This is a genomic window from Enterobacter sp. WI-ESBL-E8 (genome assembly GCF_053364895.1).
The window spans coordinates 4,934,038-4,954,124 of the sequence record NZ_JBRWXJ010000001.1 but is presented as its reverse complement, the minus strand read 5'-3'; the positions used below and the strand labels follow the sequence as shown (position 1 = coordinate 4,954,124).

General features: G+C 53.7%; 16 protein-coding genes, 1 tRNA gene and 3 rRNA genes. 15 read left to right on the top strand and 5 right to left on the bottom strand.

What is annotated here, in order from left to right; genetic code table 11:
- Window positions 1-13 precede the first annotated feature (13 nt).
- From kup to rbsR, 7 genes are all read left to right on the top strand, one after another.
- Window positions 14-1,882: a low affinity potassium transporter Kup gene (gene kup / locus ACWHWP_RS23620; RefSeq protein WP_447856585.1), complete on the top strand. Its 1,869-nt coding sequence runs from the start codon at window positions 14-16 to the stop codon at window positions 1,880-1,882.
- 226 nt (window positions 1,883-2,108) lie between these two features.
- Window positions 2,109-2,528: a D-ribose pyranase gene (gene rbsD, locus ACWHWP_RS23615; RefSeq protein WP_008503495.1), complete on the top strand. Its 420-nt coding sequence runs from the start codon at window positions 2,109-2,111 to the stop codon at window positions 2,526-2,528.
- Between the two features lie 7 nt (window positions 2,529-2,535).
- Window positions 2,536-4,041, top strand: coding sequence for a ribose ABC transporter ATP-binding protein RbsA (gene rbsA / locus ACWHWP_RS23610; protein ID WP_063957995.1), 1,506 nt, complete (start codon window positions 2,536-2,538; stop codon window positions 4,039-4,041).
- 4 nt (window positions 4,042-4,045) lie between these two features.
- Window positions 4,046-5,011, top strand: a complete 966-nt coding sequence (rbsC, locus tag ACWHWP_RS23605) for a ribose ABC transporter permease (protein ID WP_006808742.1) — start codon at window positions 4,046-4,048, stop codon at window positions 5,009-5,011.
- A 27-nt stretch (window positions 5,012-5,038) separates the two neighbouring features.
- Window positions 5,039-5,929 (top strand): ribose ABC transporter substrate-binding protein RbsB, encoded by an 891-nt coding sequence (rbsB, locus tag ACWHWP_RS23600; RefSeq protein WP_010426610.1) that lies wholly within the window; start codon window positions 5,039-5,041, stop codon window positions 5,927-5,929.
- Between the two features lie 106 nt (window positions 5,930-6,035).
- Entirely contained in the window at window positions 6,036-6,965 is a 930-nt protein-coding gene (gene rbsK, locus ACWHWP_RS23595) for a ribokinase (protein ID WP_063432000.1), read from the top strand.
- A gap of 3 nt (window positions 6,966-6,968) precedes the next feature.
- On the top strand, window positions 6,969-7,961 hold the full coding sequence (gene rbsR, locus ACWHWP_RS23590) for a ribose operon transcriptional repressor RbsR (protein WP_134348222.1): 993 nt from the start codon (window positions 6,969-6,971) through the stop codon (window positions 7,959-7,961).
- On the opposite strand, the gene mdtD is transcribed toward rbsR, so the two are convergent.
- Together mdtD and ACWHWP_RS23580 are read right to left on the bottom strand one after the other, a co-directional pair.
- The gene (gene mdtD / locus ACWHWP_RS23585; RefSeq protein WP_447856582.1) at window positions 7,927-9,360 is read right to left on the bottom strand and encodes a multidrug transporter subunit MdtD; all 1,434 of its coding nucleotides are present in this window, start codon (window positions 9,358-9,360) and stop codon (window positions 7,927-7,929) included. The two genes, rbsR and mdtD, sit on opposite strands and share 35 nt — an antisense overlap.
- On the bottom strand, window positions 9,357-10,064 hold the full coding sequence (locus tag ACWHWP_RS23580; protein ID WP_059312415.1) for a FadR/GntR family transcriptional regulator: 708 nt from the start codon (window positions 10,062-10,064) through the stop codon (window positions 9,357-9,359). Before ACWHWP_RS23580 ends, mdtD begins: the two co-directional genes overlap by 4 nt.
- Window positions 10,065-10,518: 454 nt before the next feature.
- Here ACWHWP_RS23580 and ACWHWP_RS23575 point away from each other — a divergent pair.
- The 4 genes from ACWHWP_RS23575 to rrf all read left to right on the top strand — a co-directional run bounded on the left by ACWHWP_RS23575 (window position 10,519) and on the right by rrf (window position 15,503).
- Window positions 10,519-12,058, top strand: a 16S ribosomal RNA gene (locus ACWHWP_RS23575).
- An 85-nt stretch (window positions 12,059-12,143) separates the two neighbouring features.
- A tRNA-Glu gene (locus tag ACWHWP_RS23570) sits at window positions 12,144-12,219 on the top strand.
- 192 nt (window positions 12,220-12,411) lie between these two features.
- A 23S ribosomal RNA gene (locus ACWHWP_RS23565) occupies window positions 12,412-15,317 on the top strand.
- Between the two features lie 70 nt (window positions 15,318-15,387).
- A 5S ribosomal RNA gene (gene rrf, locus ACWHWP_RS23560) occupies window positions 15,388-15,503 on the top strand.
- Together the 16S, 23S and 5S rRNA genes with 1 tRNA gene alongside form the textbook arrangement of a ribosomal RNA operon.
- A 99-nt stretch (window positions 15,504-15,602) precedes the next feature.
- On the opposite strand, the gene mobB is transcribed toward rrf, so the two are convergent.
- Window positions 15,603-16,106, bottom strand: coding sequence for a molybdopterin-guanine dinucleotide biosynthesis protein MobB (gene mobB / locus ACWHWP_RS23555; RefSeq protein WP_447856580.1), 504 nt, complete (start codon window positions 16,104-16,106; stop codon window positions 15,603-15,605).
- Complete coding sequence (gene mobA / locus ACWHWP_RS23550; RefSeq protein WP_447856579.1) at window positions 16,103-16,687, bottom strand: molybdenum cofactor guanylyltransferase MobA; 585 nt, start codon at window positions 16,685-16,687, stop codon at window positions 16,103-16,105. The genes mobB and mobA overlap by 4 nt, the downstream gene beginning before the upstream one ends.
- Window positions 16,688-16,755: 68 nt before the next feature.
- Between mobA and ACWHWP_RS23545 the strand changes: the two genes are divergently transcribed.
- From ACWHWP_RS23545 to dsbA, 3 genes are all read left to right on the top strand, one after another.
- Entirely contained in the window at window positions 16,756-17,025 is a 270-nt protein-coding gene (locus ACWHWP_RS23545; RefSeq protein WP_003861904.1) for a YihD family protein, read from the top strand.
- A 75-nt stretch (window positions 17,026-17,100) separates the two neighbouring features.
- Complete coding sequence (locus ACWHWP_RS23540; protein WP_447856576.1) at window positions 17,101-18,087, top strand: serine/threonine protein kinase; 987 nt, start codon at window positions 17,101-17,103, stop codon at window positions 18,085-18,087.
- A gap of 27 nt (window positions 18,088-18,114) precedes the next feature.
- The gene (gene dsbA / locus ACWHWP_RS23535) at window positions 18,115-18,738 is read left to right on the top strand and encodes a thiol:disulfide interchange protein DsbA (protein WP_047345540.1); all 624 of its coding nucleotides are present in this window, start codon (window positions 18,115-18,117) and stop codon (window positions 18,736-18,738) included.
- A 23-nt stretch (window positions 18,739-18,761) separates the two neighbouring features.
- On the opposite strand, the gene ACWHWP_RS23530 is transcribed toward dsbA, so the two are convergent.
- Entirely contained in the window at window positions 18,762-19,613 is an 852-nt protein-coding gene (locus ACWHWP_RS23530) for an acyltransferase (protein WP_447856751.1), read from the bottom strand.
- Between ACWHWP_RS23530 and ACWHWP_RS23525 the strand changes: the two genes are divergently transcribed.
- Entirely contained in the window at window positions 19,510-19,773 is a 264-nt protein-coding gene (locus ACWHWP_RS23525) for a hypothetical protein (protein WP_447856752.1), read from the top strand. The genes ACWHWP_RS23530 and ACWHWP_RS23525 overlap by 104 nt on opposite strands.
- The last annotated feature ends 314 nt before the right edge of the window (window positions 19,774-20,087 follow it).

Sequence of the window (20,087 nt, the reverse complement as noted above, 5' to 3'; positions counted from 1 at the left end):
AAAAGACTAGTCTATGAGCACTGATAATAAGCAATCATTACCCGCAATAACGCTTGCGGCGATCGGGGTTGTCTACGGTGATATCGGCACCAGCCCGCTTTATACGCTTCGTGAATGTCTGTCCGGCCAGTTTGGCTTTGGTGTTGAACGCGATGCCGTGTTTGGCTTCCTGTCACTCATCTTCTGGCTGCTGATCCTGGTGGTTTCCGTTAAATATCTCTCTTTCGTGATGCGTGCTGATAACGCGGGCGAAGGCGGTATCCTGACCCTGATGTCCCTGGCAGGGCGCAATACCTCAGCCAGAATGACGTCCGTGCTAGTCATTATCGGCCTGATTGGCGGCAGCTTCTTCTATGGGGAAGTGGTGATAACGCCTGCTATTTCGGTGCTCTCGGCGATAGAGGGGCTGGAGATTATTGCCCCGCAGCTTGATTCCTGGGTTGTTCCTCTGGCCATTATTGTCCTGACGCTGCTGTTTATGATCCAGAAGCACGGTACTGGGCTGGTGGGCAAACTGTTTGCACCGATTATGCTGGCCTGGTTCCTGATCCTCGCGGCGCTTGGCTTGCGCAGCATTATCGCGAACCCGGAAGTGCTCCACGCGCTGAACCCTTACTGGGCAGTGCATTTCTTCCTTGAATACAAAGTGGTTTCCTTCGTGGCGCTGGGTGCGGTCGTGCTCTCCATCACCGGGGTTGAAGCGCTGTATGCTGATATGGGGCACTTCGGGAAACTGCCTATCCGCGTGGCATGGTTTATTGTGGTGCTGCCGTCGCTGGTGCTGAACTACTTTGGTCAGGGCGCGCTGTTGCTCAAAAGCCCGGAAGCGATTAAGAACCCGTTCTTCCTGCTGGCGCCTGACTGGGCGCTGGTGCCGATGCTGATTCTGGCAACGCTGGCGACCGTTATTGCCTCCCAGGCGGTGATTTCCGGCGTGTTCTCTCTGACGCGCCAGGCCGTGCGTCTGGGTTACCTCTCACCGATGCGCATCATCCATACCTCTGAGATGGAGTCGGGCCAGATCTACATCCCGTTCATTAACTGGCTGCTCTATTTCGCTGTTGTCATTGTTATCGTCAGCTTCGAGCACTCCAGCAACCTGGCGGCGGCGTACGGCATTGCGGTAACCGGTACGATGGTGCTGACATCGCTTCTCTCCACCACGGTGGCGTACCGAAACTGGCACTGGAATAAATTCCTCGTGGCGATGATTCTGGTGGGCTTCCTGTATATCGACGTGCCGCTGTTCTCGGCGAACCTCGACAAAATTGTCTCCGGGGGCTGGCTGCCGCTGACGCTGGGTCTGGTGATGTTTATCGTCATGACCACATGGAAAAGCGAGCGTTTCCGCCTGCTGCGCCGCATGCATGAGCACGGTAATTCTCTCGAGGCGATGATAGCGTCTCTTGAGAAATCACCGCCGGTCCGCGTGCCCGGCACCGCGGTGTATATGTCTCGTGCCCTGAACGTGATCCCGTTTGCGCTGATGCATAACCTCAAGCACAACAAGGTTCTGCATGAACGCGTCATTCTGCTGACGCTGCGCACCGAAGATGCGCCGTATGTTCACAACGTGCGACGCGTGCAAATCGAGCAGCTGTCGCCGACATTCTGGCGCGTGGTGGCGAGCTACGGCTGGCGTGAAACGCCAAACGTGGAAGAGGTGTTCCACCGCTGCGGTCTGGAAGGGCTGAGCTGCCGGATGATGGAGACGTCATTCTTTATGTCCCACGAGTCGCTGATTATCGGCAAGCGCCCGTGGTATCTGCGCCTGCGCGGCAAGCTGTACCTTATCCTGCAGCGTAACGCCCTGCGCGCGCCTGACCAGTTTGAGATCCCGCCTAACCGCGTGATTGAGCTGGGGACGCAGGTCGAGATTTAAGTCTTTGTGCGGCCTGATGCCCTCACCCCGACCCTCTCCCACAGGGAGAGGGCGCAAACATAAAAAACGGTAACCTTAGGGTTACCGTTTTGCATTTACCTCCACTCCATTTCACTTAGCGAAACGTTTCGACGTCGATCACAAATCTGTTACGCCATGGTGGTTTTCTGAACATTCTTGAGATTAAACTGACATCAGCGAAACGTTTCGCTAGTGGAGCAAGAAAATGAAGAAAGGCACGGTACTCAACTCAGAAATCTCATCGGTTATTTCCCGTCTTGGGCATACCGATACGCTGGTGGTTTGCGATGCAGGCTTACCGGTTCCGCGCAGCACAACCCGTATCGATATGGCGTTAACGCAGGGTGTTCCTTCGTTTATGCAGGTACTGGACGTGGTGACCGCGGAGATGCAGGTTGAGGCGGCCATTCTCGCAGCGGAAATCAAACAACATAATCCGCAACTCCACGAAACGTTGCTCAGCCACCTTGAGCAGCTGCAACAACACCAGGGAAATACCATAGAAATTCGTTACACAACGCACGAACAATTCAAACAACAAACCGCAGACAGTCAGGCGGTGATTCGCAGCGGGGAGTGTTCCCCGTATGCGAATATTATTCTCTGTGCTGGCGTCACCTTCTGAGGCCATCATGGACGCATTACTGCAACTCAAAGGGATCGATAAGTCGTTCCCGGGCGTAAAAGCCCTCTCCGGCGCGGCGCTGAACGTCTACTCCGGGCGCGTGATGGCGCTGGTGGGTGAGAACGGCGCCGGCAAATCCACCATGATGAAAGTGCTGACCGGTATCTATCAACGCGATGCCGGCTCACTCGTCTGGCTGGGTAAAGAGACCACCTTCAACGGCCCGAAATCTTCTCAGGAAGCCGGTATCGGCATTATCCACCAGGAGCTCAACCTGATCCCGCAGCTCACCATTGCGGAGAACATCTTCCTGGGCCGCGAGTTCGTAAACCGGTTCGGCAAAATCGACTGGAAAACCATGTATGCCGAAGCGGACAAGCTGCTGGCGAAGCTGAACCTGCGCTTTAAGAGCGACCGCCTGGTCGGCGATCTCTCGATTGGCGATCAGCAGATGGTGGAAATCGCGAAGGTGCTGAGCTTTGAGTCGAAGGTCATCATTATGGATGAACCGACCGACGCCCTGACCGATACCGAAACCGAATCCCTGTTCCGCGTCATACGCGAGCTGAAATCGCAGGGGCGTGGGATTGTCTATATCTCTCACCGCATGAAAGAGATCTTCGAGATTTGCGATGACGTTACCGTCTTCCGCGACGGGCAGTTTATTGCCGAGCGCGAAGTGGCCACGCTGACAGAAGATACGCTCATCGAAATGATGGTGGGACGTAAGCTTGAAGATCAATACCCGCACCTGGACAAAGCGCCGGGTGAGATCCGCCTGAAGGTGGATAATCTCTGCGGTCCGGGTGTGAACGACGTGACCTTTACCCTGCGCCAGGGCGAGATCCTGGGCGTGGCGGGCCTGATGGGCGCCGGCCGTACCGAGCTGATGAAGGTGCTTTATGGCGCGCTGCCGCGCACCAGCGGGTATGTCACCCTCGACGGTCATGAAGTGGTGACTCGATCGCCGCAGGATGGCCTCGCAAACGGCATCGTCTATATCTCCGAAGACCGCAAGCGCGACGGCTTAGTGCTCGGGATGTCGGTAAAAGAGAACATGTCGCTTACCGCGCTGCGCTATTTCAGCCATAGCGGCGGTACCCTGAAACACAAGGACGAACAGCAGGCGGTCAGCGATTTTATCCGCCTCTTTAACGTCAAAACCCCGTCGATGGAGCAGGCCATCGGCCTGTTGTCCGGCGGTAATCAGCAGAAAGTGGCTATTGCGCGCGGGCTGATGACGCGCCCGAAAGTCCTGATCCTTGATGAGCCAACCCGCGGCGTGGACGTCGGGGCCAAGAAAGAGATCTACCAGCTGATTAACCAGTTCAAGGCCGACGGTCTGAGCATCATTCTGGTCTCTTCCGAGATGCCAGAAGTATTAGGCATGAGCGATCGCATTATCGTCATGCATGAAGGGCATCTCGGCGGTGAATTCACTCGCGAGCAGGCCACCCAGGAAGTTCTGATGGCTGCCGCTGTGGGCAAGCTTAATCGCGTGAATCAGGAGTAAGAAGATGACTACCCAGGCTGTTTCTGGTCGCCGCTATTTCACAAAGGCATGGCTGATGGAACAAAAATCGCTGATTGCCCTGCTGGTGCTGATCGCGATTGTATCGACCATGAGCCCGAACTTTTTCACCGTTAATAACCTGTTCAACATCCTGCAGCAGACTTCCGTAAACGCAATTATGGCGGTCGGGATGACGCTGGTGATTTTGACCTCAGGTATCGATCTGTCCGTCGGTTCCCTGCTGGCGCTCACCGGTGCGATCGCCGCTTCAATTGTAGGAATTGAGGTCAACGCGCTGGTGGCCGTGGCCGCTGCGCTGGCTGCCGGGGCAGCAATCGGTGCCGTGACCGGGGTCATTGTAGCGAAAGGCCGCGTTCAGGCGTTCATCGCGACGCTGGTGATGATGCTGTTGCTGCGCGGCGTGACCATGGTTTATACCAACGGCAGCCCGGTGAACACGGGCTTTACCGACAACGCCGATCTGTTTGGCTGGTTCGGTATCGGTCGTCCGCTGGGTGTCCCGACGCCGGTCTGGATCATGGCTATCGTCTTCCTGGCGGCGTGGTACATGCTGCATCACACCCGTCTGGGTCGTTATATCTATGCGCTGGGCGGTAACGAAGCGGCAACGCGCCTGTCCGGGATTAGCGTTAATAAAGTCAAAATTATCGTTTACTCGCTGTGCGGTCTGCTGGCGTCTCTGGCGGGCATTATCGAAGTGGCGCGCCTCTCCTCCGCGCAGCCAACGGCGGGTACGGGTTATGAGCTGGATGCCATTGCGGCAGTGGTTCTGGGCGGTACGAGTCTTGCGGGCGGTAAAGGTCGCATTGTTGGGACATTGATCGGCGCACTGATTCTCGGTTTCCTGAATAATGGTTTGAATTTATTAGGTGTTTCCTCCTATTACCAGATGATCGTTAAGGCAGTGGTGATTTTGCTGGCGGTACTGGTAGACAACAAAAAACAGTAACTGACGACACTACAGGACATCTTAGATATGAACATGAAAAAACTGGCTACCCTGGTTTCTGCTGTCGCGCTGAGCGCAACCGTAAGTGCTAACGCCATGGCGAAAGACACCATCGCGCTGGTTGTCTCTACCCTGAACAACCCGTTCTTCGTCTCCCTGAAGGACGGTGCGCAGAAAGAAGCGGACAAGCTGGGCTACAACCTGGTGGTACTGGATTCACAGAACAACCCGGCGAAAGAGCTGGCTAACGTTCAGGACTTAACCGTTCGTGGTACCAAAATTCTGCTGATCAACCCAACCGACTCTGACGCCGTCGGTAACGCCGTTAAAATGGCAAACCAGGCGAAGATCCCGGTAATCACCCTGGACCGTCAGGCAACGAAAGGCGAAGTCGTGAGCCACATTGCGTCTGATAACGTGCTGGGCGGCAAAATCGCCGGTGATTACATCGCGAAGAAAGCAGGCGAAGGCGCGAAAGTTATCGAACTGCAGGGCATTGCCGGTACGTCTGCAGCCCGCGAGCGTGGCGAAGGCTTCCAGCAGGCAGTGGCGGCGCACAAATTCAACGTGCTGGCGAGCCAGCCGGCAGACTTCGACCGTACTAAAGGTCTGAACGTCATGCAGAACCTGCTGACCGCACACCCAGACGTGCAGGCTGTGTTCGCACAGAACGACGAAATGGCGCTGGGCGCGCTGCGTGCCCTGCAGACTGCAGGTAAATCTGATGTGATGGTTGTCGGATTTGACGGCACGCCGGATGGTGAAAAAGCGGTAAATGATGGCAAACTGGCTGCGACCATCGCTCAGCTGCCTGAGCAGATTGGCGCGACTGGCGTCGAAACTGCCGACAAAGTGCTGAAGGGCGAAAAAGTTCAGGCCAAATACCCTGTTGACCTGAAGCTGGTTATTAAGCAGTAAAAGGCGATTCAGGCAGTCGCTGGCTGCCTGAGGGACACCAATAAAGAAAAGTGTGGCATACGCCACCGGGTAACACCGGTGGCGCTCTCAGATGGACAACCCAACCATGAAAACCGCAGGCAACCTTGTCGTCCTTGGCAGCATCAATGCCGATCACATTCTTAACCTTGAATCGTTCCCGACGCCGGGCGAAACCGTCACGGGTAACCAGTATCAGGTGGCATTCGGCGGTAAAGGTGCTAACCAGGCCGTCGCCGCCGGGCGCAGCGGGGCAAATATCGCGTTTATCGCCTGCACGGGGGATGACGATACCGGTGAGCGAGTGCGCAAACAGCTCGCCAGCGATAACATTGATATCGCGCCGGTCAGCGTTGTTGCAGGGGAATCGACTGGCGTGGCGCTGATTTTCGTCAACGCGGAAGGTGAGAATGTCATCGGTATTCATGCTGGCGCCAACGCCGCATTAACTACCGAGCGTGTTGAAGCACAGCGTGAGTGTATTGCGAATGCCGAAGCGCTACTGATGCAGCTTGAATCCCCGGTCGAAAGCGTGCTGGCCGCTGCCAAAATTGCGCATCAAAATCACACCACCGTCGTACTTAATCCTGCCCCTGCCCGTGTATTATCAGACGAATTGCTGGCGCTGGTGGACATCATCACGCCTAATGAAACCGAAGCCGAAAAGTTGACGGGCATTCGTGTTGAAAATGATGACGACGCGGCGCGTGCGGCAAAAGCGCTGCACGATAAAGGCATCGGTACCGTGATTATCACCCTGGGCAGCCGCGGGGTGTGGGCAAGCGTAAACGGTGAAGGCCGTCGTGTGCCGGGCTTTAAGGTGAAGGCGATTGATACCATCGCGGCGGGAGATACCTTCAATGGTGCTCTGGTGACCGCGCTGCTGGAAGGCAAGAGAATGGATGATGCGATCCGCTTCGCGCACGCAGCCGCGGCGATTGCGGTGACGCGCAAAGGTGCCCAGCCTTCCGTTCCGTGGCGTAAAGAGATCGATGAATTCTTAAGTCAGCAGGGGTAACGCTTGGCCACAATGAAAGATGTCGCCCGCCTGGCGGGTGTTTCTACCTCGACAGTCTCTCACGTGATTAATAACGACCGCTTCGTCAGCGAGGCGATTCGGGAGAAGGTCGAAGCGGCAGTTAAAGATCTCAACTATGCGCCGTCGGCGCTGGCGCGCAGCCTCAAGCTGAACCAGACGCGCACCATCGGCATGCTCATCACCGCCAGTACTAACCCCTTTTATTCTGAGCTGGTTCGCGGCGTAGAGCGCAGCTGCTTCGAGCGTGGTTACAGCCTGGTGCTGTGCAATACCGAAGGGGATGAGCAGCGCATGAACCGTAACCTGGAAACGCTGATGCAAAAACGCGTCGACGGGTTACTGCTGCTCTGCACCGAAACGCATCAGCCCTCAAAAGAGATTATTCAGCGCTACCCTTCTATTCCTACGGTGATGATGGACTGGGCGCCCTTCGACGGCACCAGCGATCTTATTCAGGATAACTCCCTGCTGGGCGGGGACATGGCAACCCAGTATCTGATCGATAAAGGCTATACCCGTATCGCCTGCATTACCGGTCCGCTGGATAAAACTCCCGCGCGTTTGCGTCTGGAGGGATATCTGTCGGCGATGGCGCGGGCGGGGCTTGCCATTCCTGAAGGCTACCGTATTACGGGTGATTTTGAATTTCACGGTGGCTTTGAGGCGATGCAGACATTACTGGAGCAAGCGCAGCGTCCACAGGCCGTATTTATTGGCAACGATGCGATGGCGTTTGGTGCCTATCAGGCGTTGTACCAGGCAGGCCTGCGCGTGCCGGACGATATGGCGGTGATCGGCTACGATGATATCGAACTGGCAAGCTACATGACGCCGCCGCTGACCACCATCCATCAGCCGAAGGATGAACTGGGCGAGCTGGCCGTCGATGTACTGATCCACCGTATGGCGCAGCCCACGCTTCAGCAGCAACGTCTGCAGCTTACTCCTGTTCTGATGGAACGGGGTTCGGTTTAGACTTTGCTTTATGGCGTTCTTTGATCAGGTTGCGCCCATCTTTCGGTTTTAACAGCATAAAGACCAGCGCTGAAACCACGGTGAGCGCACCCATGGTGATAAAGGTATAGTGGAACTGCTCAACGGTATTCGCGCTGTCAAAACCCTCATAAAATCGCAGCACCGCTGCACTCACGGCAACCCCTAAACTGATCGACAGCTGTTGCGTTACCGCCAGCACGCTGTTGCCGCTACTGGCGTTCTCGTCAGTCAGATCGGCGAGGGTGATGGTGTTCATCGATGTGAACTGCGTCGACATCGCCATGCCCAGAACAAATAGCGGCAGGATCAGCATCCAGACGGGAAGCGAGGCGGATTGCAGCGAGAACTGCGCAATCATCAGACCGATAAAGACCGTCACGCCAACCAGCGTCTTACGATACCCAAACCAGCGCAGCACTTGCGTAACGGTTGATTTGGCCAGAATCGAGCCCATCGCCGTGGGCGCCATCATGCAGCCAGCAATCAGGGCCGGGTAGCCGAAACCCACCTGCAGCATTAGCGGCATCAGGAACGGTACACAACCCGTCCCCAGACGTGACGCAATGTTGCCCGCAATCCCGACGGAAAACGTTCGGGTGTTAAAGAGCCCGAGGGAGATTAACGGCGTCGGGTGACGGCGCGCGTGACGTATATAAAGAAGGAACAGCAGAATTCCGCTGAGGATGACGGACAGGGCCAGCCATGTCGCCACGATTTTCTCACCGAACAATTCCATCCCGCTGGAGAACAGAACCAGGCTCAGGCCAAACAGGAAAAAGCCGCCCATGTCAAAGCTGCGCCTTGGCGTGGTGAAGTTCGGCATATATTTGCGGGCGTACAGCAGCCCCGCAACGCCAATCGGAATATTAATCAGGAAGATCCAGTGCCAGCTTGCCCAGGTAACAAACACGCCACCGAGTACCGGGCCAAGTATCGGGCCGACCAGACCCGGCATGGTGACGAAGTTAAGCACGGGAAGCAGTTCGCTTCTGGGGTAGGCTCGCAGCAATGCAAGACGCGCCACGGGCATCATCATCGCGCCGCCAATGCCCTGTAGTACGCGGAAGATAACCAGCTCCGTCAGGGATGAGGAGAGCGCACAGGCCAGCGAACCGAGCGTAAAGAGCGTCACGGCCAGCATGAAAACTCTGCGGGTGCCGAAGCGGTCGGCCAGCCAGCCGCTGACCGGGATTAACATCGCGACCGTCAGGGTGTAGCTGATGATGGCGGACTGCATCGCCAGCGGGGAACGGTTAAGGCTTTGCGCAATAGCGGGAAGCGCTGTGTTGAGGATGGTGGCATCCAGTGCCTGCATAAAAAACGCCATGGCTGCAATCCACGGCAATCCGGCCATGCTGCGCGCTTTTTTCGTTGTCATTTATTTACCTGCTGGTGGTTTGGTGCGGCCAGCAATGCCTGGCACGCATTCAGGGCTCGCTGCCCGTCGCTTTCCTGAATGGCATCCACTATCGCCTGATGCATATCCAGTTTTACCACTTCGTCTTGTGTAATAGAGGTAAAGTAGGTGTGGTAGACCGAATGGAATAAAGAGGCAAAAGAGGTGAGGAACGGATTGGCGCTCATCATATAGATGTGTTCATGCCAGGCCATATCGACTTCAACCCAGCGTTCACGGTTGAAGTGTTTTTTCAGGAACACCATCTCTTCCATCAACGCGTTAAGCTGCGCTTTCTGCTCTGCCGTACCAAGCGTGGCGGCGAGAAGACATGCCTGTGGTTCAAGGCTGCTGCGCATTACCAGAAAGTGATCGACGACCTGATGAAAGTTATCTTCCGTCATCCACCAGGAGAGCAGCTCCTGATCGAGAAAATTCCAGTTACTCTGGGGCATCACGCGTGTGCCAATACGAGGGCGTGGAAGCACCATACCTTTTGCCGTTAGGGTTTTGACCGCTTCGCGCACGGCGGTACGGCTCACCCCAAACTGCTCACCCAGCTCTATTTCACCCGGCAGGATGCTGCCCGGGGCATATTTTCCCGCTAAAATCCGCTGAGCCAGCTTTTCTGCCAGCACATACGACAGGTTTTTTTGGGCGGCCAGCTGTTGTGCGCTTAATGGCATCGCTTTTATTCCTTAATGATTCATGCTGATAATTATGCCATCTCATATGTGATTGTGGTTGCAGATACATCAAATAGAACAATTTGTAGCTTGATCTCACCGCTATTGGTGAAAAAAAACACGGATAGAAACTTTTTTTAAATTTCCTCTTGTCACACCGGAATAACTCCCTATAATGCGCCTCCACTGACACGGAACAACGGCACACACGCCGCCGGGTCAGCAGAGAAAAGCGAAAATAAACGCTTGACTCTGAAGCGGGAAGGCGTAATATGCACACCCCGCGCCGCAGCGAAAAGCGAAGCGGCACTGCTCTTTAACAATTTATCAGACAATCTGTGTGGGCACTCAAAGTGACATGGATTCTTAATGTCTTCGGACAATAAATGAATACCAAGTCTCTGAGTGAACATACGTAATTCATTACGAAGTTTAATTCACGAGCATCAAACTTAAATTGAAGAGTTTGATCATGGCTCAGATTGAACGCTGGCGGCAGGCCTAACACATGCAAGTCGAGCGGTAACACAGGGAGCTTGCTCCTGGGTGACGAGCGGCGGACGGGTGAGTAATGTCTGGGAAACTGCCTGATGGAGGGGGATAACTACTGGAAACGGTAGCTAATACCGCATAACGTCGCAAGACCAAAGAGGGGGACCTTCGGGCCTCTTGCCATCAGATGTGCCCAGATGGGATTAGCTAGTAGGTGGGGTAACGGCTCACCTAGGCGACGATCCCTAGCTGGTCTGAGAGGATGACCAGCCACACTGGAACTGAGACACGGTCCAGACTCCTACGGGAGGCAGCAGTGGGGAATATTGCACAATGGGCGCAAGCCTGATGCAGCCATGCCGCGTGTATGAAGAAGGCCTTCGGGTTGTAAAGTACTTTCAGCGGGGAGGAAGGCGATAAGGTTAATAACCTTGTCGATTGACGTTACCCGCAGAAGAAGCACCGGCTAACTCCGTGCCAGCAGCCGCGGTAATACGGAGGGTGCAAGCGTTAATCGGAATTACTGGGCGTAAAGCGCACGCAGGCGGTCTGTCAAGTCGGATGTGAAATCCCCGGGCTCAACCTGGGAACTGCATTCGAAACTGGCAGGCTAGAGTCTTGTAGAGGGGGGTAGAATTCCAGGTGTAGCGGTGAAATGCGTAGAGATCTGGAGGAATACCGGTGGCGAAGGCGGCCCCCTGGACAAAGACTGACGCTCAGGTGCGAAAGCGTGGGGAGCAAACAGGATTAGATACCCTGGTAGTCCACGCCGTAAACGATGTCGACTTGGAGGTTGTGCCCTTGAGGCGTGGCTTCCGGAGCTAACGCGTTAAGTCGACCGCCTGGGGAGTACGGCCGCAAGGTTAAAACTCAAATGAATTGACGGGGGCCCGCACAAGCGGTGGAGCATGTGGTTTAATTCGATGCAACGCGAAGAACCTTACCTACTCTTGACATCCAGAGAACTTTCCAGAGATGGATTGGTGCCTTCGGGAACTCTGAGACAGGTGCTGCATGGCTGTCGTCAGCTCGTGTTGTGAAATGTTGGGTTAAGTCCCGCAACGAGCGCAACCCTTATCCTTTGTTGCCAGCGGTCCGGCCGGGAACTCAAAGGAGACTGCCAGTGATAAACTGGAGGAAGGTGGGGATGACGTCAAGTCATCATGGCCCTTACGAGTAGGGCTACACACGTGCTACAATGGCGCATACAAAGAGAAGCGACCTCGCGAGAGCAAGCGGACCTCATAAAGTGCGTCGTAGTCCGGATTGGAGTCTGCAACTCGACTCCATGAAGTCGGAATCGCTAGTAATCGTAGATCAGAATGCTACGGTGAATACGTTCCCGGGCCTTGTACACACCGCCCGTCACACCATGGGAGTGGGTTGCAAAAGAAGTAGGTAGCTTAACCTTCGGGAGGGCGCTTACCACTTTGTGATTCATGACTGGGGTGAAGTCGTAACAAGGTAACCGTAGGGGAACCTGCGGTTGGATCACCTCCTTACCTTAAAGAACCTGCCTTTGTAGTGCTCACACAGATTGTCTGATGAAAAGTAAATAGCAAGGCGTCTTGCGATTGAGACTTCAGTGTCCCCTTCGTCTAGAGGCCCAGGACACCGCCCTTTCACGGCGGTAACAGGGGTTCGAATCCCCTAGGGGACGCCACTTGCTGGTTCGTGAGTGAAAGTCACCTGCCTTAATATCTCAAAACTCATCTTCGGGTGACGTTTGAGATATTTGCTCTTTAAAAATCTGGATCAAGCTGAAAATTGAAACGACACACATGTTATGTGTGTTCGAGTCTCTCAAATTTTCGCAAGTCGACGGTGAATCGAAAGAAACATCTTCGGGTTGTGAGGTTAAGCGACTAAGCGTACACGGTGGATGCCCTGGCAGTCAGAGGCGATGAAGGACGTGCTAATCTGCGAAAAGCGCCGGCGAGGTGATATGAACCTTTGACCCGGCGATGTCCGAATGGGGAAACCCAGTGCAATTCGTTGCACTATCGTTAACTGAATACATAGGTTAACGAGGCGAACCGGGGGAACTGAAACATCTAAGTACCCCGAGGAAAAGAAATCAACCGAGATTCCCCCAGTAGCGGCGAGCGAACGGGGAGCAGCCCAGAGTCTGAATCAGCTTGTGTGTTAGTGGAACGGTCTGGAAAGTCCGGCGATACAGGGTGACAGCCCCGTACACGAAAGCACACAGGTTGTGAACTCGAAGAGTAGGGCGGGACACGTGGTATCCTGTCTGAATATGGGGGGACCATCCTCCAAGGCTAAATACTCCTGACTGACCGATAGTGAACCAGTACCGTGAGGGAAAGGCGAAAAGAACCCCGGCGAGGGGAGTGAAAAAGAACCTGAAACCGTGTACGTACAAGCAGTGGGAGCACCTTCGTGGTGTGACTGCGTACCTTTTGTATAATGGGTCAGCGACTTATATTCTGTAGCAAGGTTAACCGTATAGGGGAGCCGAAGGGAAACCGAGTCTTAACTGGGCGTTAAGTTGCAGGGTATAGACCCGAAACCCGGTGATCTAGCCATGGGCAGGTTGAAGGTTGGGTAACACTAACTGGAGGACCGAACCGACTAATGTTGAAAAATTAGCGGATGACTTGTGGCTGGGGGTGAAAGGCCAATCAAACCGGGAGATAGCTGGTTCTCCCCGAAAGCTATTTAGGTAGCGCCTCGTGAACTCATCTTCGGGGGTAGAGCACTGTTTCGGCTAGGGGGCCATCCCGGCTTACCAACCCGATGCAAACTACGAATACCGAAGAATGTTATCACGGGAGACACACGGCGGGTGCTAACGTCCGTCGTGAAGAGGGAAACAACCCAGACCGCCAGCTAAGGTCCCAAAGTCATGGTTAAGTGGGAAACGATGTGGGAAGGCACAGACAGCCAGGATGTTGGCTTAGAAGCAGCCATCATTTAAAGAAAGCGTAATAGCTCACTGGTCGAGTCGGCCTGCGCGGAAGATGTAACGGGGCTAAACCATGCACCGAAGCTGCGGCAGCGACGCTTATGCGTTGTTGGGTAGGGGAGCGTTCTGTAAGCCGTTGAAGGTGTGCTGTGAGGCATGCTGGAGGTATCAGAAGTGCGAATGCTGACATAAGTAACGATAAAGCGGGTGAAAAGCCCGCTCGCCGGAAGACCAAGGGTTCCTGTCCAACGTTAATCGGGGCAGGGTGAGTCGACCCCTAAGGCGAGGCCGAAAGGCGTAGTCGATGGGAAACAGGTTAATATTCCTGTACTTGGTGTTACTGCGAAGGGGGGACGGAGAAGGCTATGTTAGCCGGGCGACGGTTGTCCCGGTTTAAGCATGTAGGCGGAACGATTAGGTAAATCCGGTCGTTTATTAACGCTGAGGTGTGATGACGAGGCACTACGGTGCTGAAGTAACAAATGCCCTGCTTCCAGGAAAAGCCTCTAAGCATCAGGTAACATCAAATCGTACCCCAAACCGACACAGGTGGTCAGGTAGAGAATACCAAGGCGCTTGAGAGAACTCGGGTGAAGGAACTAGGCAAAATGGTGCCGTAACTTCGGGAGAAGGCACGCTGATATGTAGGTGAAGCCCCTGCGGGTGGAGCTGAAATCAGTCGAAGATACCAGCTGGCTGCAACTGTTTATTAAAAACACAGCACTGTGCAAACACGAAAGTGGACGTATACGGTGTGACGCCTGCCCGGTGCCGGAAGGTTAATTGATGGGGTTAGCGGCAACGCGAAGCTCTTGATCGAAGCCCCGGTAAACGGCGGCCGTAACTATAACGGTCCTAAGGTAGCGAAATTCCTTGTCGGGTAAGTTCCGACCTGCACGAATGGCGTAATGATGGCCAGGCTGTCTCCACCCGAGACTCAGTGAAATTGAACTCGCTGTGAAGATGCAGTGTACCCGCGGCAAGACGGAAAGACCCCGTGAACCTTTACTATAGCTTGACACTGAACACTGGTCCTTGATGTGTAGGATAGGTGGGAGGCTTTGAAGCGTGGACGCCAGTCTGCGTGGAGCCGCCCTTGAAATACCACCCTTTAATGGCTGGTGTTCTAACGTAGACCCGTGATCCGGGTTGCGGACAGTGTCTGGTGGGTAGTTTGACTGGGGCGGTCTCCTCCCAAAGAGTAACGGAGGAGCACGAAGGTTAGCTAATCCTGGTCGGACATCAGGAGGTTAGTGCAATGGCATAAGCTAGCTTGACTGCGAGAGTGACGGCTCGAGCAGGTGCGAAAGCAGGTCATAGTGATCCGGTGGTTCTGAATGGAAGGGCCATCGCTCAACGGATAAAAGGTACTCCGGGGATAACAGGCTGATACCGCCCAAGAGTTCATATCGACGGCGGTGTTTGGCACCTCGATGTCGGCTCATCACATCCTGGGGCTGAAGTAGGTCCCAAGGGTATGGCTGTTCGCCATTTAAAGTGGTACGCGAGCTGGGTTTAGAACGTCGTGAGACAGTTCGGTCCCTATCTGCCGTGGGCGCTGGAGAATTGAGGGGGGCTGCTCCTAGTACGAGAGGACCGGAGTGGACGCATCACTGGTGTTCGGGTTGTCATGCCAATGGCACTGCCCGGTAGCTAAATGCGGAAAAGATAAGTGCTGAAAGCATCTAAGCACGAAACTTGCCCCGAGATGAGTTCTCCCTGACTCCTTGAGAGTCCTGAAGGAACGTTGAAGACTACGACGTTGATAGGTCGGGTGTGTAAGCGCAGCGATGCGTTGAGCTAACCGATACTAATGAACCGTGAGGCTTAACCTTACAACGCCGAAGGTGTTTTGGCGGATGAGACACGATATTTTCAGCTCTGATACAGATTTAACAGAATTTGCCTGGCGGCTTTAGCGCGGTGGTCCCACCTGACCCCATGCCGAACTCAGAAGTGAAACGCCGTAGCGCCGATGGTAGTGTGGGGTCTCCCCATGTGAGAGTAGGGAACTGCCAGGCATCAATTAAGTAGAGAGGCCATCCGCAAGGATGGCCTTTTTGCGTTTTTGAACCACCGAATTTTGTAGGCCGGGTAAGGCAAAGCCGCCATCCGGCAAGTCAGACCGCACTCCACGCCACAATAAACTCCGCAATCCCATCCACATCATTTAAATCCAGCAGCGGAACTTCAAGCGACAGCACAACATCACTGGCTACGGCAATCACGTGCTCATCAAGTGCTAACTCGCTGACATCATGCCCGGCATCGCTTCGGAACAGTAGGATCTTAGGCACGGCCTCATGCTTAAAACCCTCAACCAGCACCAGATCCAGCGTGGAATGATCCATCCGGCTAACCAGATAAGCCAGATCCAGCGGTGCCTCATCCGGCGTTTCTGTCATTAATGCCCAGCGCTGAGTACTTGCCACCATCGTTTGCGCGGCACCCGCTTTACGCAACTCATAGCTATCTTTGCCCGGATTATCGATATCCATATTATGGTGGGTGTGCTTGATCAACCCGGGACGAATACCTCTGGCACAAAGGGAAGGAATGAGCTTCTTCAGCAGCGTGGTTTTCCCGGTCCCGCTCCAGGCGGAAATGGCTACAACAGGTATCATCTTTTCTCCTGCATCATCTGCAAATCTTCACTTGTATTCACGTTCATGAACGCTGGTTTCAAATCGCTAAAATCAACGGAATGGCCGCCAGATTCGCGCATAAAGACCATCACCCTGCGCTCTCCCGCAGCCAGATACGCCTGCAGGGCCGGCGCTAACGATCGGTGCATCAACGCGATAGCAGGATGGTCACGCTCGCCGTCATGTACCCAAACCACAGGCGCTGCGCCACGGAGCAGTAACAAACGCTCGACAAGGCAGGACGGAATAAACGGCGTATCGCAGGGGCAGAACATAAACCACTCTCCGTGAGACTGTTGCATAACCGAAAGCATACCGGCAAGCGGTCCCGGGTAATTCTCAAGGCTATCCTGATAAACGGCGTACCCGCTGCGCTGGTAAGTGCCAATATGCCTGTTCGCACTGATGACCATTGTCGTCACCTGGCCTGCAAGCGTATCAGCGACGCATTGCCATAAGGGTTTGCCGTTAAGGAGTTGCAGCCCCTTATCTTTTCCCCCCATACGCGTTGCTCTGCCACCCGCCAGAACCACGCCGATGATTTCCAGACCCCGATTCACGAATATCGCCTCTTTTATTGTGGGATTGACCCTGCTAACGTGTCACTCTAAATGAAAGGAGCACCACCATGAAATGTAAACGTCTGAATGAAGTTATTGAACTCCTCCAGCCCGCCTGGCAAAAAGAGCCAGAGCTGAATCTGATGCAATTTTTACAGAAACTGGCGAAAGAGTCAGGTTTTGACGGCGAACTGGCAGACCTTTCTGACGACATCCTGATCTACCACCTCAAAATGCGTGACTCTGCCAAAGATGCTGTTATTCCTGGTATTCAGAAAGATTATGAGGAAGATTTTAAGACCGCATTATTGCGCGCCCGAGGCGTAATTAAAGAGTAAAAGCTTGTAAGCGGCGGCACCGAAATCGCCACAAGATGATATCCTGAATCATTCGTATAATTTCCGGATGATCGGATGAACGACCAGGCTTTTACTTTCCAGACATTACACCCTGACACCATTATGGATGCCCTGTTTGAACAGGGCATTCGCGTGGATTCCGGGCTAACGCCGTTAAACAGCTACGAAAACCGCGTCTATCAATTTCAGGATGAGGATCGTCAGCGCTTCGTCGTAAAGTTCTATCGTCCTGAACGCTGGTCCGCAGAACAAATTCAGGAAGAGCATCAGTTTGCTCACGATCTGCTGGATGATGATGTCCCCGTTGCCGCACCGCTAAAATTCAATAACCAGACGCTCCTCACGCACGAAGGGTTTTATTACGCGGTATTCCCGAGTCTGGGTGGTCGCCAGTTTGAGGCGGATAATATCGATCAAATGGAGTGGGTGGCTCGCTATCTGGGACGTATACACCAGACGGGACGCAAAAAAGCCTTTACTGCCCGCCCGACTATCGGGATTCAGGAATACCTTCTTGAACCGCGTGAAATATTTGAAACGTCTGCAATGATTCCCAATGCGCTGAAGGGAGATTTCCTCAGCGCCACCGATAAGCTGATTGCTGCGGTTAAAACCTGCTGGCGCGATGATATTTCCGTTTTGCGCCTGCATGGCGATTGTCACGCCGGCAATATTCTCTGGCGCGATGGCCCACTGTTTGTCGATCTCGATGATGCGCGTATGGGCCCAGCGGTTCAGGATCTGTGGATGCTGCTCAATGGCGACAAAGCCGAGCAACGCATGCAGCTTGAAACCATTATTGAAGCCTACGAAGAATTTAGCCCGTTTAATTCAGACGAAATTGCCCTGATTGAGCCTTTACGTGCTATGCGTTTTGTTTATTATCTCGCATGGTTAATCAGGCGTTGGGACGATCCCGCATTTCCTCGAAATTTCCCGTGGCTTACCGGAGAGGATTACTGGCGTAGCCAGATATCTACATTTACTGAGCAGGTCAAGGTTCTTCAGGAGCCCCCTCTGCAATTAACGCCGATGTATTAATTAGACACACCCAGGAGAGAGTTAATCATGAAAAAAATTTGGCTGGCGCTGGCAGGTATGATTCTGGCATTTAGCGCTTCTGCGGCGCAGTTTACCGACGGCAAACAGTACATCACGCTGGATAAGCCTGTCGCTGGCGAGCCACAGGTTCTGGAGTTCTTCTCGTTCTATTGCCCACACTGCTACCAGTTCGAGCAGGTACTGCATGTTTCTGACAACGTGAAGAAAAAGCTGCCGGAAGGCACCAAAATGACCAAGTACCACGTTGAGTTCCTGGGCCCATTGGGTAAAGACCTGACTCAGGCGTGGGCGGTAGCTATCGCGCTGGGCGTTGAAGATAAGGTAACGTCCCCAATGTTTGAAGCCGTGCAGAAAACCCAGACCGTTCAGACCACTGCGGATATCCGTAAAGTGTTCGTAGATGCCGGCGTGAAAGGTGAAGATTATGACGCGGCATGGAACAGCTTTGTGGTGAAGTCACTGGTGGCTCAGCAGGAAAAAGCGGCGGCTGACCTGCAGCTGCAGGGCGTTCCGGCAATGTTTGTTAATGGCAAATACCAGCTGAACATGCAGGGCATGGACACCAGCAGCATGGATATCTTTGTACAGCAGTACGCCGATACCGTGAAATACCTGGTTGAGAAGAAGTAATTTCGCTGATGTAAAAACGCCGGTCACTGACCGGCGTTTTTGTATGAAGATTTAATGCTGTCTATCTGTTCGTCTTTCTCTTTCCAGAGCGCATTAAGCCACTGCTGGAAACGACGCTTGAAATTCTTATCGTTAACATAGTCGCCATGCAGTCCGGCATCTATCGGGACCAGATCGACACGCACAACAATGCGCGTCAGTTTGCCGCTGAGCATATCGAAGAACGGCGTCCTATCGTTTTCCGGATAGCAGAGCGTGACGTTAAGGAGCTTATCGAACTGCGTGCCCAGCACATTAAGCGCCATCGCAATGCCCGCGGCCTTTGGCGGCAGCAGGTTCTGATAAGGGGAACGAGTTTGTTGGTGCTTCTCCTGCGTAAACCGGGAGCCTTCTACAAAGTTCACGATGGTGGTTGGATGCGCGCGAAACTTTTCGCAGGAACGGCGTGTGGTCTCCACATCTTTACCGCGACGCTCCGGATGACGAATCAAGTAGCTCCGTGAATAGCGTTTCATAAACGGCATATCCAGCGCCCAGCAGGCCAGGCCGATAAAAGGTACCCAGGCGAGCTGCTGTTTCAGGAAGTATTTGTTCATCGGGATGTGTTTGCGGAAAAGCACACACAACACCACGATATCAGCCCAGCTGTGGTGATTGCAGATCAGCAGATACCAGTTTTTTTTGTTGAGGCTCTCCAGCCCTTTGATATCCCACTTCAGATGCGGGTTCAGGCACAACAGGATCGCCAGTCCTTCACACCAGCAGTACATCATGAAGTTACAAAATGCGGACACGGCTCGCCACACCGCGGGTACAGGCAGCAGCAGTTTAACGAGCCCGGCGATAATGATCGGCACAGAACAGGCGAAAGTCACCAGGATAGTTAAAATGATGCTTAACAGTAATGTTATTGCAGCGAGCAATCTCGACATGATGAGCTTTTTCAAATGGTTAGCTGTAAGTGGGCAGCCGGCTATTCGGCGCTGGGCGCTGATTTTATCAGAAAACAGACAAAGTAATGGGGCTTTCACGTGAGGAACTGGTGGCTTTTCCTCTGTCGCAGAAGATTTCTCTGTGATTCTGCGCTAATCAAGGCTTATATCCACATAGACTAAATTGCCACCAGTTGACCATATAGAGAAGATCTCACAGCATAACAATATGATAATTAAGATCTAAATATTAACGCCTATATGTTTTTAGCGTCTGTTATTCATATGAATTGAAAATATACACAAACTTATCCACAGTTTTAATTTTGCGAGCGATCCTCACGATCGCAAAATCTTTTCCGGTATCTGGTGCTAATAACTGATGTTTTCATCCTTATGTGGCATCCTTTACGCATA